15 protein-coding genes are annotated in these 15,752 nt (G+C 73.3%); 12 read left to right on the forward strand and 3 right to left on the reverse strand.

Translation table 11 applies throughout. The annotated features are described in order from the left end of the window. The first annotated feature begins 45 nt into the window (after window positions 1-45). The 10 genes from ACG83_RS17190 (at window position 46) to ACG83_RS17235 (ending at window position 7,624) form a co-directional block, all read left to right on the forward strand. Window positions 46-1,044 carry a LuxR family transcriptional regulator gene (locus ACG83_RS17190; RefSeq protein WP_054567318.1) on the forward strand — a complete coding sequence of 333 codons (999 nt, stop codon included), beginning with the start codon at window positions 46-48 and terminating at the stop codon, window positions 1,042-1,044. A 323-nt stretch (window positions 1,045-1,367) separates the two neighbouring features. Then, window positions 1,368-1,745, forward strand: coding sequence for a TcmI family type II polyketide cyclase (locus tag ACG83_RS17195; RefSeq protein WP_054567153.1), 378 nt, complete (start codon window positions 1,368-1,370; stop codon window positions 1,743-1,745). Between the two features lie 499 nt (window positions 1,746-2,244). Continuing rightward, a complete protein-coding gene (locus ACG83_RS17200; RefSeq protein WP_054567154.1) occupies window positions 2,245-2,502 on the forward strand; it encodes an acyl carrier protein in 258 nt (85 codons plus the stop codon). Between the two features lie 42 nt (window positions 2,503-2,544). Continuing rightward, on the forward strand, window positions 2,545-3,033 hold the full coding sequence (locus ACG83_RS17205; protein WP_054567155.1) for an SRPBCC family protein: 489 nt from the start codon (window positions 2,545-2,547) through the stop codon (window positions 3,031-3,033). Between the two features lie 11 nt (window positions 3,034-3,044). Next, window positions 3,045-3,476: a cupin domain-containing protein gene (locus ACG83_RS17210; RefSeq protein WP_006538100.1), complete on the forward strand. Its 432-nt coding sequence runs from the start codon at window positions 3,045-3,047 to the stop codon at window positions 3,474-3,476. Between the two features lie 50 nt (window positions 3,477-3,526). After that, window positions 3,527-4,819 (forward strand): beta-ketoacyl synthase, encoded by a 1,293-nt coding sequence (locus ACG83_RS17215; RefSeq protein WP_054567319.1) that lies wholly within the window; start codon window positions 3,527-3,529, stop codon window positions 4,817-4,819. Next, window positions 4,816-6,123 (forward strand): beta-ketoacyl synthase N-terminal-like domain-containing protein, encoded by a 1,308-nt coding sequence (locus tag ACG83_RS17220; protein ID WP_054567156.1) that lies wholly within the window; start codon window positions 4,816-4,818, stop codon window positions 6,121-6,123. The genes ACG83_RS17215 and ACG83_RS17220 overlap by 4 nt, the downstream gene beginning before the upstream one ends. A 90-nt stretch (window positions 6,124-6,213) precedes the next feature. Further along, on the forward strand, window positions 6,214-6,951 hold the full coding sequence (locus ACG83_RS17225) for an SDR family NAD(P)-dependent oxidoreductase (RefSeq protein ID WP_006538103.1): 738 nt from the start codon (window positions 6,214-6,216) through the stop codon (window positions 6,949-6,951). Next, entirely contained in the window at window positions 6,951-7,274 is a 324-nt protein-coding gene (locus ACG83_RS17230; RefSeq protein WP_006538104.1) for an antibiotic biosynthesis monooxygenase, read from the forward strand. The genes ACG83_RS17225 and ACG83_RS17230 overlap by 1 nt, the downstream gene beginning before the upstream one ends. Next, window positions 7,271-7,624, forward strand: coding sequence for an antibiotic biosynthesis monooxygenase (locus tag ACG83_RS17235; protein WP_054567157.1), 354 nt, complete (start codon window positions 7,271-7,273; stop codon window positions 7,622-7,624). Before ACG83_RS17230 ends, ACG83_RS17235 begins: the two co-directional genes overlap by 4 nt. 113 nt (window positions 7,625-7,737) lie before the next feature. On the opposite strand, the gene ligD is transcribed toward ACG83_RS17235, so the two are convergent. Then, window positions 7,738-8,805: a non-homologous end-joining DNA ligase gene (ligD, locus tag ACG83_RS17240; RefSeq protein WP_083473306.1), complete on the reverse strand. Its 1,068-nt coding sequence runs from the start codon at window positions 8,803-8,805 to the stop codon at window positions 7,738-7,740. A 50-nt stretch (window positions 8,806-8,855) separates the two neighbouring features. Further along, a complete protein-coding gene (locus ACG83_RS17245; protein ID WP_235497956.1) occupies window positions 8,856-9,908 on the reverse strand; it encodes a PAS domain-containing protein in 1,053 nt (350 codons plus the stop codon). 311 nt (window positions 9,909-10,219) lie between these two features. On the opposite strand from ACG83_RS17245, the gene ACG83_RS17250 reads away from it, so the two are divergent. Together ACG83_RS17250 and ACG83_RS17255 are read left to right on the forward strand one after the other, a co-directional pair. Then, complete coding sequence (locus ACG83_RS17250) at window positions 10,220-12,130, forward strand: ABC transporter ATP-binding protein (RefSeq protein WP_083473307.1); 1,911 nt, start codon at window positions 10,220-10,222, stop codon at window positions 12,128-12,130. A 44-nt stretch (window positions 12,131-12,174) separates the two neighbouring features. After that, complete coding sequence (locus ACG83_RS17255) at window positions 12,175-13,977, forward strand: ABC transporter ATP-binding protein (protein WP_054567159.1); 1,803 nt, start codon at window positions 12,175-12,177, stop codon at window positions 13,975-13,977. Window positions 13,978-14,059: 82 nt separating this feature from the next. Here the strand turns inward: ACG83_RS17255 and ACG83_RS17260 are convergent, their stop codons facing one another. Continuing rightward, a complete protein-coding gene (locus ACG83_RS17260) occupies window positions 14,060-15,655 on the reverse strand; it encodes an amidohydrolase family protein (protein WP_054567160.1) in 1,596 nt (531 codons plus the stop codon). Between the last annotated feature and the right edge of the window lie 97 nt (window positions 15,656-15,752).

Here is a 15,752-nt window from a genome sequence, read left to right on the forward strand (position 1 = left end):
CCCCGGCGCCCCGCGGACCCTCCGATCCGACCCGGGAAGGGGACCTTGCTCGAGTTCCTCGGACTTGACGACGTCACGCTCGCGGCCTACCGGCAGTGGCTACGACATCCCGAGATGGATGTCGACGGGGTTGCCACCGCCGTCGGCCAGGCGACCGGGACGGTCCGCCGATCACGCGATCGGCTCGTCGAGCTGTCACTGTTGCTGCCCTCGACCGAGCATCCGGGCCACCTGGTGGCCGTGCATCCGGAAGCCGGTCTCGAACATCTCCTGCAGGCCCAGCACGAGTCACTGATCCGCCGGCACGAACGGCTGGTCCGGGCCCGGGCGCAGGTCAGCACCTTCGTCTCGGAGTACCTGGACAACCGGCCTGGTGGGGACGGCGCGGAGGTCGAGCACATCGACAGCGCCGACCAGGCCCGGGTCGAACTGCTGGCCCTTCTCGGCCGGGCCGAGAAGGAGGTGCTGACCCTGCACACGCGGGACGGCCTGGTGCCCGCGCTCACCACGGAGGTCCTCCCGGTCGAACTGCGCGCGTTGAGGCGTGGCGTGACCATGCGCAGCGTCCTGCCACGAGCGGTCAGCGCCGATGAGACCGGTGTCGGGTACGTCCGGACGGTGGCGTCGCACGGCCTGGAAGCCCGTCTCACCGACGATCCCCGCATCGACGCCACGACGGTGGACGGCCGGATCGGCCTCGTGCAGTTCGCCGCACCCGGCACCGAGTCGCTCGCGCTGATCGTGCGTTCACCGGCGCTGGCGAACCTGGTCACCCAGCTGTTCGAGCAGATCTGGGAGACCGCCGAACCGCTTGCCGTGGAAGCCGACGGCGAGCGGGAGAACGGATCCGACGACTCCCCCAGCGACTCCGAGCGGCTGCTGCTGCGGCTGCTCAGCCTGGGGGTGAAGGACGAGGCCGCGGCCCGGCACCTCGGGGTCTCCGTCCGCACCGTGCGGCGCATGGTCGCCGACCTGATGCTGCGGCTCGACGCCCGCAGCCGCTTTCAGGCCGGCACCGTCGCGGCTCGGCGCGGATGGTTGTAAACATGTTGTTGTCGGCTGGTGCAAGTGTTGGCAGTAGATGGTCAGGGCAACTTCCTGCCACCCGGTTTGGGGGACAGAAGTGCCGAAGCGCCGCATGATTCCGATGAGCAACCGGAATCGCGTTCACCTGACACGGTCCACCACAGCAGGAACATGTCAGGCGACTCCGCCGATCGGCGGTCACGCGGTCCCGGTCGCGCGCGCGTCCGTGTCGAGGACGGCCGGCTCCGTTGCCCGGAATACTCCGGTCTCCGCGGAGTGGGTCAGCAGTCCACGAGTGCTCGACGCGGTCTGTTCACCCTGACTCCGAAAGAAGGCATCGAGTGCCGACGGAATCCGGCTCGGTTCCGAACCAGAGCACACCCACGCAACGAACGCTGATCGTCGCCCGGATGAACTCCGCCGACGCCGACGCGGTCGCCGACATCTTCGCGGAGTCGGATGCCGGTGAGCTTCCGCACCTAGTCGGCGTCGGCCGGCGTGACCTTTTTCACTTCCACGGCCTGTACTTCCATCTCATCGAGAGTCGGGCCGACATCAAGGGCACGTTGCCGCCGGTGCGGGAGCATCCCCTGTTCGTGGATGTGAACAGCAAGCTCGAGAAGTACGTCGCTGCGTACGACCCACAGACCTGGCGCGGTCCTCGGGACGCGATGGCACACAGCTTCTACACCTGGGTGGCCGATCAGAAAAGTCCCTGAGCAGCGCCGTATCAAGCCCGCCAGAAGGCTCCGACAGCGGATTTCCGCGTGTCCTTCGGCCGCCAGGCAGTCCGATCGTCTGGCGGCCCGAGGAGCCGCTGACGGTGTGTCCTGCCCCGACGTGCCCGCAGTGCCGTCTGGCCACCCACCTACCTCGCGACGACCGCCTCGACCGCGGCTCGTCCGCAGGTCCGCGATGGCGCGGATGTCGTGGCCCGGCTGCCGGCCGCCGTGGGAGCGGGGCCCTGAGCAGAGGCGCCCTGCCCGCGCGCGTACCGCGGCCGGAGGGCCCATGGCCAGGGCAGCCAGCGCCCACCGCCGGGCAGAACCGCTGACGCACACCGCCGTGCAGAGCCGCCGGTGCGTGCCCAGGCGTCACCACACTTTCTCGCGTTCTCGTGCCCTCACCACTCGCTCTCGAGGTGAGAGCCGTCGCGGTTTTAAGACATGTGTCACAGGGTTGTTCCGCGTGCGCGGAAACGATGGGGAGGAAAGTCGAATGTCAATGCAGTGGACCGCAGACGATCTGCTCGGCTTCCTGGTGGAGCAGGCTGGCCTTCCGCCGGAGGACCGTCCGGCCGACCTTGACGTGACCTTCACCGACATTGGTCTGGACTCGCTGGCCTACCTTCAGCTTCAGGCGGAGGTCCAGTCGCGCTTCGACGTGGAGCTGCCGAACGAGGCTCCCGAGGGCCTCACGCTCGCCGACATCATGGCGACCGTGAACAACGCGCTTCTGCAGCCCGAGCTCGCCTGAGCCGCAAACCCACTTCCGCCAGAGAGCAGACCGGAGCAGCACGTGAGCGCACATACTGACAACTCGATCTTCATCGATGCCGACATCGACCTGGTCTGGTCGATGACGAACGACCTGGAATCCTGGCCGACGTTGTTCACCGAGTACGCGTCGGTCGAGATTCTCGAACGTACGGACAACACGTTCAAGTTCCGTCTCACGATGCATCCGGACGAGTCGGGCACCGCCTGGAGCTGGGTTTCCGAGCGAATCCTCGACCCGGTGAACCACAAGGTCCGCGCCTACCGGGTCGAGACCGGCCCGTTCGAGTACATGCACATCGAGTGGACCTATGCCCCCGAGGGCACCGGCACCCGGATGCGCTGGGTCCAGGATTTCCAGATGCGCCCGTCCGCCCCGGCGAACGACGAGCAGATGGCGGCCCGGATCAACACCAACACCCCCCGCGAGATGGCAGCCATCCGCGACAAGGTCGAACTGGCCGCCCGGTCCGCAGTGCCGGTGGGCAGCGCCGTTTCCGAGCAGGTCTGAGGAGCATCCCGGTGACCATCGCAACCCCGACCGCCGCCCTGACGGTCCCCAAGGTCCTCTCGATCCACGACGTTCCCGCGAACCGGCGTCGTGGCGGTGACATCCGGACGCTGCTCTCGCCGGCGACCGTCGGCGCCAAGTCGGGCTTCCTGGGAACTCTGACCCTGCAGCCCGAGGAAGTGGTGACCGAGCACTGGCACCCGTACTCGGAGGAGTTCCTCTACTGCGTCTCCGGCTCGGTGACGGCACGCCTCGACGGCGAGCACACCGCTCTGCCGGCCGAGCACGGCCTGCTCATTCCGATCGGCATGCGCCACCGGATCGTGAACACCGGTGACGAGGTGGCCTTCCTGGTGTTCCATCTCAGCCCGCTCGCCCCGCGGCCGGACCTGGGCCATGTCGACACCGAGCCGCTGCCGCACCCCGAGCAGCCGCAGCCGTGAACGAGCCGACCCAGCGGTCGCGGCCGGACGACGCCCACGGGCCGGCGTCCCTGGGCGGGGGCCCGCGCCGCGTCGCGGTGACCGGGATCGGCGTCGTCGCTCCCGGTGGCTCGAACCGCAAGGAGTTCTGGACCCTGCTCACCGACGGCCGCACCGCCACCCGGCGGCTGTCCTTCTTCGACCCGTCGCCGTTCCGGTCGCAGATCGCGGCCGAATGCGACTTCGACCCGCTGGCCGCCGGCCTCAGCCGCCAGGAGATCGCCCGTAACGACCGGTTCGTCCAGTTCGCGCTGGCCGCTGCCATCGAGGCCGTCGCCGACAGCGGCCTTGAGCTCGACGGCGAGGGGGGTGAGGGCGAGCCGGGCGACGGCCCGATCGTCGGCGTCAGCATGGGCAGCGCCGTCGGGGCGACCACCCGGCTGGAGAACGAGTACGTCGTCGTCAGCGACAGCGGCAAGCTGTGGGAGGTCGACCCGCGCTACGCGAGCTCGTTCCTCTACCACGCCCTGGTACCGAGCTGCCTGGCGACGGAGATCGCCTGCCGGTTCGGCGCGCACGGCCCGTCGTTCGTCGTCTCGACCGGCTGCACCTCCGGCATCGACGCCGTCGGTTACGGCCACCAGCTCATCGTCGACGGCGAGGCCGACATCGTGATCGCCGGCGCGTCGGACGCGCCGCTGTCACCGATCTCCATCGCCTGCTTCGACGCCATCCGGGCCACCTCGGCGCGCAACGACGACGCCGAGCACGCCTCCCGGCCGTTCGACGCCAGCCGCGACGGCTTCGTCATGGGTGAGGGCAGCGCCGTCCTCGTCCTGGAGGAGCTCGAGTCCGCGCGGGCCCGCGGTGCGCACATCTACTGCGAGGTCGGCGGCTACGCGTCGCGGTCGAACGCCTTCCACATGACCGGCCTGCGCCCGGACGGGGTCGAGATGGCGGAGGCCGTCCGGATCGCGCTCGACCAGGCGCGTCTGGACCCGACCGCGGTCGACTACATCAACGCGCACGGCTCGGGCACCAAGCAGAACGACCGGCACGAGACGGCCGCCTTCAAGCGCTCGCTGGGCGCGCACGCCTACGAGACCCCGGTGAGCTCGATCAAGTCGATGGTCGGCCACTCGCTGGGCGCCATCGGCTCCATCGAGCTGGCCGCCTGCGCCCTGGCGATCGAGCACAACGTCGTGCCGCCGACGGCGAACTGGGCCACCCGCGACCCCGAGTGCGACCTGGACTACGTCCCGAACATCGCCCGTGATCACACGGTCGACGTCGCGCTGTCGGTCGGCAGCGGCTTCGGTGGCTTCCAGTCCGCGATCGTGCTGGCGGCGGGGGACCGGCGGTGACGATTCTCGACACCGGTGCGGCAACCGGCGCGTCGACCAGCACGGACACCGGCACCGGATCGGCGCGGCCTGATCCGGTGGTGCGCCCGGTCATCACCGGGCTCGGTGTCATCGCGCCGAGCGGGCTGGGGACCGAGGAGCACTGGGCCTCGACGCTGCGCGGCGAGCTGCGCGTCGCACCGATCACCCGGTTCGACGCCAGCCGCTACGATGCCCGGCTCGCCGGTGAGGTGCCGGGCTTCGCCGCCGACGCCTTCATCGACAACCGGTACATCGTCCAGACCGACCGATGGACCTGGCTGGGCATGGCCGCGTCCCGGCTGGCGATGGCCGATGCCGGCTACGACCCGGCCGACCACGACCCCTACGAGACGTCGGTCGTGTTCGGTGCCGGCTCGGGCGGCAACGACTTCGGGCAGCGTGAGCTGTCCCGGCTGTGGTCGCGGGGGCGTACCGCCGTCAGCGTGTACCAGTCGATCGCCTGGTTCTACGCGGCGACCACCGGTCAGACCTCCATCCGGCACGGGCTCAAGGGCCCGTCCGGTGTGCTGGTCAGTGACACCGCCGGTGGGCTGGACAGCCTCGCGCAGGCCCGGCGCACCATCCGGCGTGGCACACCGACCGTGCTCGCCGGCGGGGCCGAGGCCGGGCTGACGCCGTACGCGCTCACCTGCCACCTCAGCAGCGGCCGGGTCAGCACCGCGACCGAGGCGGCGGACGGGTACAAGCCCTTCGACGTCCGCGCGAACGGCTACCTGCCCGGCGAGGGCGGCGCGACGCTGCTCGTCGAGGACCCGGCGACCGCGGCCCGCCGTGGTGCCCGGGTGTACGGCGAGATCGCCGGCTACGCGGCCACCCATGACGGTGCCCACCACGAGCAGGCCCCGGGCGACGCCCGCTGGCTCGCCGCGGCGATGCGCCGGGCGCTCGCCGACGCGAACCTGGCACCGGTCGACGTCGACGTCGTCTTCGCCGACGGCGCCGGCTCCGCGGACCTCGACGCGCTGGAGGCGGAGGCGATCCGCTCGGTGTTCGGCGCCGGCGCGGTGCCCGTCACCGCGCCGCAGGGCCTCATCGGCCGGCTGTGCGCCGGCGGGTCGGCGGTGTCGGCGGCGACCGCCCTGCTGGCCATCCGGGACGGCGTGATCCCCGCGGTCGGCAACCTGGACGAACCGAACCCCGCCCACGGCCTGGACCTGGTCCGGACGCCGCGGGAGGGCCGGGTCCGGGTCGCGCTGGTCAACGCGCGCGGCTACGGCGGCTTCAACAGCTCGCTGGTGCTCCGGGCCGTCGACCCGGCCTGACCGGGCTCGGCCTGACCGGGCTCAGCCTGGCCGGGCCCGCTTCATCCGAATCATCAGAGTCATCCGCTTCGGCGGTAGAGAGGACCATCGATGTTCCCAGACCTGGCCGGCAAGCGTGCCCTGGTCACCGGCGGCACGCGCGGGATCGGCCGGTCCGTCGTGCTCGGGCTCGCCCAGGCCGGCGCCACCGTCGTCGTCGGCCACCAGCGGGAGACCGAGGAGGCGGAGAGCCTGCGCCGCGAGCTCAAGGCCACCGGCAACGAGCATCTGCTGGTGCAGGCCGACGTCGCCGACCCCGCGCAGATCACCGAGCTCATCGCGGCCACCGGTGCCCACCTCGGCGGTCTCGACATCGTCGTGAACAGCGTCGGCACGATCAGCCACGTCCCGTACGCGCAGCTGCCGCTGGAGGCGTGGACGCAGGTGCTGTCCACCAACCTCACCGCGACGCACCTGGTCACCCAGGGCGCGCTGGAGCTGCTCGGCGACTCCGGCACCGTCATCAACATCGGCTCCGGCGCCGGTGTGGTCGGCGTGCCGCTGCGCGCCCACTACACCGCGGCGAAGACCGGTCTGATCGGCCTCACCCGCTCGCTGTCCAAGGAGCTCGGCTCGAAGGGCATCCGGGTCAACCTGGTCTCGCCGGGCGTCATCGAGACCGACCAGGCCGCCGGCATGCCCGAGGCCGCCCGCACCGCCTACACCAACCGGATCCCGCTCGGCCGGCTCGGTGAGGCGCACGAGGTCGCGGCGGTCGTGCTGTTCCTGGCCAGCGACGTGTCCAGCTACGTCAACGGCGCCACCTTCACGGTCGACGGAGGAATCTGATGGGTCACCCGCAGCCGTTCCGCATCATGCTCACCATGCACATCCACCCCGGCCGTGAGCAGGAGTTCGAGCAGACCTGGCTGCGCATCGGGGACGGCGTGACCAGCCACCCGGCCAACCTCGGCCAGTGGCTGATCCGCTCCGAGGACGAGGCGAGCACCTACTTCATCATCAGCGACTGGGTGGACGAGGCCCAGTTCCGCGCGTTCGAGCAGAGCCCGGGCCACCTGGAGCACCGCAAGATCCTGCACCCGCTGCGCGCCAGCGGGTCGATGGTGACCGGCACGGTGCTCACCCACCTGGTCGGCGCGGCGTCCGCATGACCACCGGCGCGGCCGGCGGCCGGGTCCGGGTGATGCTGTGGGCGGTCGACCCGGCCGACGACCCCGGCGCGGTCGAGCGGGCCTACCACGAGATCAGCTCCAAGCTCGTGGGCACGCCCGGCCTGCTCGGCAACCGGCTGCTGCGCTCGGCGGCGGAGCCGTCCCGCTTCGCCGTGGTCAGCGAGTGGACCGGCATGGCCGAGTTCGCCGCCTGGGAGAGCGGGGCGGAGCACAAGCCGGCCACCTCACCGCTGCGCCCGCTGCAGGACCCGGCGATGCGGGCGGTCATCTACACCGAGGTCGCCTCCTACGGCCCGGACGGCCCGTTCGACGACCCGGACGGCACGTGATCTGACTGGACGGCAGACCGCGCCGACCCACGACGCGGATGATCCGGCGGCACGGCGGGGCCTCGGCCCCGTCCGTTGCCGCCGGATGTCGTTCTGGCGGGCACCGTGACCAGCTACTCGTCGCGGGCGGTGTCGAGCGGGCTCAGGTCGTCGCGAAGGCCCTTGAAGGACGGGTGGCGCAGGCGGCCGTCCGCCGTCCACGCGGTGAACTCGACCTCGGCGACGAGCTCGGGACGGACCCAGACCACGGTGCGGGCCTGCTCGGGGCCGACGTCGGGGAAGGCCGGGCGGTCGGTGCGCAGCGGCGCGAGCAGCTCCGCGAGCCGTTCCAGGGTTGCCTCCGAGAAGCCGGTGCCGACCTGGCCCGCGTAGCGCGGCCCTGTGGGGGTGGACACGCCGACCAGCAGCGCGCCGATCCGCGCCGAGCGACGGCCCAGGCCGGGCTCCCAGCCGCCGACCACCACGCTCTGTCGCCGCACGTTCTTCACCTTGATCCAGTCGGCGCTGCGCCGCCCGGGCTGGTAGACGGACGCCCGGCGCTTGGCGACCACCCCCTCCAGGCCCGCCGCGGCGCTCGCCCGCAGGACCGACTCTCCGACGTCCACCGACTCTCCGACGTCCACCGACTCTCCGACGTCCACCGACTCTCCGACGTCCACCGACTCTCCGACGTCCGCTGAATCGCCGATGTCCACCGACTCGCGCGCGGCGGCGCCCGCGGGCCCACCGGGGAAGGACTCCGGCACGTCGATCCCGGGCAGCTCCGCCAGCATCGCCCGCCGGGTGTCGTAGGGGAGATCGACCGTCTCGCGCCCGGCCAGCGCGAGCAGGTCGAACACCAGGTAGCGGACGGGTACGGCTGCCGCCGCCCGGCGCGCGCGGTGCGGGTCGGCGATGTGGATGCGGTGCGCGAGCCGCCCGAAGTCGGGCACGCCGTCGGGCCCGAAGGCGACGATCTCCCCGTCGAGGATGGCGTCGGTGGGCCCGAGGTCGGCCGCGAGCGCTGCCAGCTCGGGGTAGGCGGTCAGGACGTCCCGCTCCGACCGGCCGCGGGCGCGGACCCGGCCGCCCGCCACCGAGGCGAGGATCCGGACCCCGTCCCATTTGATCTCGTAGGCCCACTCTGCCCCGCGAGGCAGCTTCCCGGCGGTGGCGAGCATGGGAGAAGGCAGAGCCGGCATCGACCTCGACGATACGCCGCCGGCCCGTCACTCACCGTGCGTCCGATCTGTCAGGCCGAGGCCGGGGTGAGTCCGCCGGGAGCGTCCGCGGCGTCGTCGAAGAAGAGGTAGCAGCGGGTGCCGACGAAATCGTCGCCGCGCGTCACCGCGCTCGAGTAGACCCGCATGGGCAGCTCGGAGCCGTCGAGACGGCGGATCGTGGTCGGGAAGTTGAGGATCGCGCCGGCGCCGGTCAGGCTCGCGCCGAGCGCGACCAGGTCCGCCTCCACGGCGAAGATGGCCAGCAGGTTCTGGCCGACGAACCTGGTGGGCTCGTCGGCGCAGCCGAGGAACTCGAGATGGATCTGGTTGGTCCGCTTCACCTCGGCGGTGCGGGCCATGCCGTGCAGGGGTACGGGCAGCAGCTCGAAGAGGTCCTCGAGCTCCTTCGTCAGCGCGGTGACCCCGGCCTCGTCGAGCCCTTCGACGAGCGGCGCGCCGTCGGTCCGGTCGCACTGGCCGAGCCAGTCCCGCACATCCGTCTCGGCTGTCCCGTCCGGGCCCGGGAGCGAGCCCCGGAACACGGGCCGGGCGACGAGGCGCAGGGCCGCGCCGTCCGCCTCCCCGTTGACGTCGAGCAGGGCGTCGGCCGTCGACCCGTCCGCGCGGTGGAAGGTGGCCGGCAGGTTGTGCAGCGCGCGCCCGTCGAGCGCGGCGGCGGTCACCCGCGCCCACGTCTGCTCACCCAGCAGCGCCCGCGCGGACGGCTCGACCTGGCCCACCGCGGGCCAGCCGGCGAGGCGGCGAAGCGCGGGGTTCGCCCGCCTGACGGCCCCGCCGGCGTCGGTGACCCCGATGCCGATGTTCGAGTTGTCGAAGAGGTCCACGAGTTCCAGCAGGTAGTCGGCGGCGGGTACACCGGCGTACTGCGACGCGTCGATCGGCATGGCGGCCAGCCTTTCCAGGGCGCGGATCGTCGGGGCCGCGGCGTTCGGCGCCCGCCGGGCCTGATGCCAGGTGAGGATCGCCGGGGCCGGTAGCGCGCCGCCCGCAGCCGGGTAGCGGCGGTAGCGGCGGGCCGTGGCGGCGGGCTGCCCCGGGTAGCGCGGCGAGTAGCGGCGCACGGCGCTCCCGGCGGTACGGCACGACCTTGACGGCACCGTTGGCCGCTCGGGCGTGTTTTCTGGCCGAATGTGCCGCGACGGCCATTGCGATGGCGCGTAAAAGTGACACTACGCAGCCGCGGTCGCTTTGGGCGACTGTTCGAATCCAGCCCGGGGACCTTCCGCGCCCCGCGACACCCCCACCCCCGCGGCCTGTGACCCCTTCCTGCTCGCGAGCACCCGACCCCGAGGAGAGCCGTGATCCTGTCTGAACGTGTGGTCGGTCGGCCGGCGAGGCCCCGCGCCGGGACGGGGAGCGCGCCTTGAGCGTCATGACCGACCCCGTCGCGCCTGCCGGTGCCACCCCCGCCGGCGGCGCTAGCGGCGGCAGCGGCGGCACTGCGACCACCACGACCCACACCGCCGCTTCGGTGCTGCGCCTGGCCCGCCAGGGCCAGCTGCGCCAGGTGGGCGCGTCGTCGTTCTTCCTGTCCTGCCACCAGGTCGCCGAGGCCCTCGTGCCGGTCACCATCGGTCTCACGGTCGACCGAGCGATCTCCACCGGGGACGGCGCGTCGATGCTGCGCTGGCTCGCCGTGCTGCTCGGGCTGTTCGTGGCGCTGACCTGCGCGATGCGCTGGGGTTTCCGCGCGAACCTGCGCGCCGTCCAGGGCGCCGGTCACGACCTGCGGATGCTGGTGGCCGGCCGCGTCCTCGACCCGCGCGGCGGTGCCGAGGCCGACCAGCTTCCCGGGCAGCTCGTCGCCCTGGCGACCGGCGACACCCTCAAGGTCGGCATGCTGAACTACGCGCTGGCGATGGCCGTGTCCGGAGTGGCCGGGGTCGGCGTCGCCGTGGTCTCCCTGGCCCGGTTCTCCCTGCCGCTGACCGGCCTCGTCGTCGCCGGAACCGTGCTCCTCATGGTGATCACCCACCTGCTCGGGCGGCCGCTGGAACGGCGCAGCGGCACCGAGCGCGCGACCATGGCGGCCGCGACCGGCATGGCGGCCGACCTGATCGCCGGTCTGCGCGTCCTCCAGGGCTTCGGCGGCGAACGCGCCGCGGTCGGGCGCTACCGGGCGGCAAGCCGCCGCGCGTTGGGTGCCACCCTGCGGGCGGCGGCGGTGGAGTCGATGGTCCGGGCACTGGCGGTGGTGCTGGCGGGCGGCCTGCTCGCGGCCGTCACGCTGGTGGCCGGTCGGCTCGCCGCCGACGGTTCGATCAGCATCGGAGCACTGATCACCGCGCTCGGCCTGGCCCAGTTCCTGATCGACCCGCTCAATCGGATCACCAGCTTCGGCGCCCAGCGGGCACAGGCGGTTGCCTCGGCTGGTCGCATCGCCACGGTCCTGAACGCCCCCTGGGCGGTCGACGGCCCCGAGCACGCGACGCCCGACGGCCACGGCCACGGCCACGGCAAAAGTCACGGCCACGGCGAAAGCGAGGGTCATGGCAAAAGCGAGGGCCACGGCGAAAGCGACGGCGCCGGCGACCAGCAGGGACGTCCGCGGCCGGCGAAGGGCGCCGGGTCGCCGGACGGCCCCGGGCGGAGCGAGGCGCGTCTTCGGCTGGCCGGGATCACCGTGGGCAGCGTCCGCGAGCTCGACCTGGAGGTCCGCGCCGGGGAGTTCCTGGGCCTGGTCGCGGCCGACCCGGGCGAGGCCGCGGCGGTGCTGTCCGTCCTCGCCCGGGACACCGACCCGGTGGCCGGATCCGTGCTGCTCGACGGGACGCCCGTCACGGGGCTGCACCCCGACGCGAGCCGCCGGTCGGTCGTCGTCGCCCCGCACGACGCCGTCCTGTTCGACGGGACCGTGCTCGACAACATCCGGTCGGCGGCCCCGGTGGCCGACCTGGACCCGGTGGTGACGGCGGCCGGCGTCGACGATCTGCGGGAGGCTCTCGCCGACGGGCTGCAGACCCGGATGCGCTCCGGCGGGGCGTCCCTGTCCGGCGGCCAGCGGCAGCGGGTCGCCCTGGCCCGTGCCCTTGCCACCGCCGCCCCCGTGCTCGTGCTGCACGAGCCCACGACCGCGGTCGACTCGCTGACGGAGCGGCGGATCGCCGGTGGGCTGCGGGACCTGCGCACCGGTCTGAGCACGGTGTGCGTGACGGCGAGCCCCGCCGTGCTGGCGTCCTGCGACCGGGTCGTGCTCCTCGACGGCGGCGCGATCACGGCCGAGGGAACCCACGAGGAGCTCGTCCGCAGCGACGGGCGCTACCGCGAGCTGGTCCTCGCTTGACCGCCCTCAGGAATGGTCCCCGGACGAGGAGAGCAGGAGAACACGTGCAGACACACTTATCGGACGACGGCCTTCTCCCCACCGCCACCGCGGGCGAGACGTGGCGGTACGCGGTGCGGCTGCTACGGCCGCGCTGGGCGCTCGCGGTGCTCACGGTCCTGGTGCTGTCGGCGGGGACCGCGCTCCAGCTCGTCACGCCACGCGCCCTCGGCTGGGTCGTCGACGCCGCGATCGACGGTGACCGCGGCGCCGTGGTCTGGCCCGTGCAGGTGCTGGTGTTCGTGACGATCGCCGCCGGCGTCCTGCAGGCGCTGACCAGGACGCTCATCGCGCTCGTCGGGGAGCCCGTCCTCGCGTCGCTGCGGGAGGACGTCCTGGAGCGGGCCCTGCGGCTGCCCGCCGGCGAGGTCGAACGCGGGGGCTCGGGGGACCTGGTCGCCCGGATCAGCGGCGACGTCGAGGTCGTGACCGCCGCGATCCGCTCCACCGTGCCGACCCTGGCGATGTCGGTCTTCCTGGTCTGGATGACCGCCGTCGGCCTGGCTGTCATCGACTGGAGGTTCGCCGTCGTCGCGCTGCTCGCCCTGCCGACCGACATCTACGCGTTGCGGTGGTACCTGCGCCGGTCAGGACCGGTCTTCGCGGCCCAGCGGATCGCCGAGGGCGCGCGGGCCCAGCAGCTGCTGGACTCGGTCGGTGGCGTCGACACCGTGCGGGCGTTCCGGCTCGGCCCCGACCACCTCCGCCGGTCCGCGCGTCGCTCCGAAGAGGCGGTGGAGGTCGCCTACCGGGCGATCCACTTCCGGACCCGCTTCTGGGGGCGCATGCACCTGTCCGAGGCGATCGGTGTGGGCGTCGTCCTCGTCGCGGGCTTCTACCTGGTACGCGACGGCGCTGTGTCGGTCGGCGCGGCGACCGCGGCGGCGCTCTACTTCAGCCGCCTGTTCGAACCGGTCAACATGATCCTGATGATGATCGACACGACCCAGGAGGCCGGCGCCGCGCTGGCTCGCCTCGTCGGCGTGGCCCGGGTAGCCCCGCCGCCGCCGCGGGAGCGGGCCGCCCTCGGCGAGCCGTCCGTGGACGTCCACGGCGTGGGCTTCGCCTACGACGAGGGCCGCGAGATCCTCCACGGCGTCGACCTCGCCGTCCGTGCCGGCACGTGGACGGCGGTCGTGGGCTCCAGCGGGGCCGGCAAGACGACCCTGGTCAAGATCATCTCTGGGCTGTATCCACCGGCGGCGGGCGAGGTGCGCCTCGGTGGCGTGCCCGTCGGTGAGCTCGGGCCGGAGCAGCTGCGTGACACGGTGGCGCTGGTGACCCAGGAGGTCCACGTCTTCGCGGGCCCGCTGATCGACGACCTTCGCCTCGCCCGGCCCGACGCCTCGGACGCGGAGGTCGACCAGGCGCTGGAGCGCGCGGGCGCGCTGTCCTGGGTCGCCGCGTTGCCCTCCGCCGAGCGGACCGTGGTGGGCCGGGGCGGCCACCGCCTCACCCCGACGCAGGCACAGGAGCTCGCGTTGGCCCGCCTGCTGCTGGTGGACGCGCCGGTCGTCGTCCTGGACGAGGCCACCGCCGACGCCGGCAGCGCCGGTGCGAGGAGGCTGGAGGGGGCCGCGCGGCGCGCGCTCGACGGCCGGACCGTGATCGTCGTCGCGCACCGGCTGACCCAGGCCGCCGCCGCCGACGACGTCCTGGTGCTCGAACAGGGCCGGGTCGCCGAGCGGGGGACCCATGACGAGCTCGTGGCCGCGTCCGGGCGGTACGCGCGGATGTGGTCCGCCTGGTCGTCGTCCGGCGCGCCGCCGTCGTCCATGGATGCTCCGGAACCCGCCGCCGCGGTCTGAGCCTGGCCGGGCGGCCGGTGAGCGGTGCCGGTCCGTGCACGGCATCGATCAGCCGGCGGCATGGGTCGGCCGGCGGTGTGGATCAGCCGGCGGTGTGGGCGAGGGTCCCGCCGATGAGGGTGGCGGCGACCCGGGCCGCGTCCGGGTCGGCGAGGGCCTCGTCGAGCGAGCCGCGCAGCAGGCAGAGGTCCGCGGGAAGGCCCGGCCGGATCCGGCGGGGCCGGGCGGGGGTGTCGGGATGCCCTAGGAAAAGGTCGAGCGCGGTGCGCCCGTCGACCCGCTCGTCCCCGCCGAGCAGGGCGCCCGCCGCGGTGCGCCGCCGGGTGGCCGCCCGCACGGCCCGCCACGGGTCCGGGTGGCCGAAGGGCGCGTCGGTACCGGCGGCCACGGCGACGCCGGCGGCCAGCAGCGACCGGCACGGGTAGAGCCAGGGAAGGTCCTCCGGATCGACGTCCGCGAGATAGGCGTCGCCGCGTTCGGCCACGAAGTTCGGCTGGGTGACGACGGTGAGCCCGGCGGCGCGGACGAGTTCGGCCAGCTCCGGGGGGATCACCGCGCCGTGCTCGATCCGGTCGGCGGGCCGGGCGCGGCCGCCGGGATCGGGCCCGGCCTCCTGGATCGCCGCGAGGGCGACCACGAGCTGGACCCGGGTCACGCAGTGCACGGCGACGGCCGCCCCCGCCCGGTGGGCGGCGCGGATCCGCGGTGCGAGGGCGTCCGGGCTCGGCAGGTCGGTGTCATCCAGGATGATCTTCACTGGTCCGGCGGTGAGCCGTGCGTCGTGCGGGCCCACGCCGGACGGATCGAGCGGGCCGGGTGGCACTGGCTCGGTCGAGGGGAGCATCAGGGCCAGGCGCTGTGGAAGGGCGCCGCTGGCGACGGCCCGGGCGAGCGCCTCGGCGTCGGCGGGCCGCCGCTCGGGCGTGGCGTCGGTGAAGCCGGTGACCCCGGCGGCGAGCGCGGTCCGGCCGACCGCCGCGAGGTCCGCCGCGACCCGCGGTACCCGGGTGGCGAGCCAGCTGTCCAGGCGCCACAGGCGCCCGGTCGGCGCTCCGGCGGCGGTGCGTTCGACCCCCTCACCGCCCGCGGCGCCGGAGGAGCTCGCGGGGCTGGAGGAGCCGGAGGATCCCGCGGGCCCGGAGGATGCGGGCGACCAGGAGCCGGAGGATGCGGACGACCAGGAGAAGGAGCCGGAGCCCAGGCCGACCGCCCGCAGCGCGGCCGAGTTGAGCACCCACAGCGCGCCGCCGCGGTGCTGGACCCGGGTGGGCACCTCGCCGGTGAGCGCGTCGAGTGACCAGCGGTCGAGGTCCCCGGCGACGGACGGGTGGTACCCGATCCCGCGCACCCAACCGTCACCGCCCCGGCCCCGGGCCGCCGCGGCGGCCGCGGCGGCCGTGGCCAGCGTCCGGGCGAACGCCGGCCGGTCGGTGACCGCGGGCGGTCCGAGCTGGGTGGATGCCAGCGACGCGGCGAGCGACATGAGATGGATGTGGTGGTCGTGCAGGCCGGGCAGCAGCGCGCCACCCGCCGCGTCGAGCTCGGCCTCGCCGGCGCGGCGCTCCAGGCGCCGGCCCGGCGGCCCGACCGCGGTGACGTATCCGCGGTCGATCCGGACGTCACGTAACCCGTGCCCGCCCGCGGAGCCCGTGAGGACCTCGGCACGTCGGACCAGCACACGATCACCTCGTCTGCGGCCTGGGCTGGGAACGAGCGGTCTCAGCCTACGGCGCGCGGCCTGTGGCGCGTGGTCAGGAGGCGCGCGGCCTGCGGCG

This window comes from Frankia sp. R43 (assembly GCF_001306465.1).
Lineage (GTDB): Bacteria > Actinomycetota > Actinomycetes > Frankiales > Frankiaceae > Parafrankia > Parafrankia irregularis.

Coding starts and splice junctions, on each gene's coding strand:
- ligD (WP_083473306.1), bottom strand. CDS start 8,805: ATGCCGGCTCTGCCTTCTCCCATGCTCGCCACCGCCGGGAAGCTGCCT.
- ACG83_RS17200 (WP_054567154.1), top strand. CDS start 2,245: ATGTCAATGCAGTGGACCGCAGACGATCTGCTCGGCTTCCTGGTGGAG.
- ACG83_RS17225 (WP_006538103.1), top strand. CDS start 6,214: ATGTTCCCAGACCTGGCCGGCAAGCGTGCCCTGGTCACCGGCGGCACG.
- ACG83_RS17235 (WP_054567157.1), top strand. CDS start 7,271: ATGACCACCGGCGCGGCCGGCGGCCGGGTCCGGGTGATGCTGTGGGCG.
- ACG83_RS17230 (WP_006538104.1), top strand. CDS start 6,951: ATGGGTCACCCGCAGCCGTTCCGCATCATGCTCACCATGCACATCCAC.
- ACG83_RS17250 (WP_083473307.1), top strand. CDS start 10,220: ATGACCGACCCCGTCGCGCCTGCCGGTGCCACCCCCGCCGGCGGCGCT.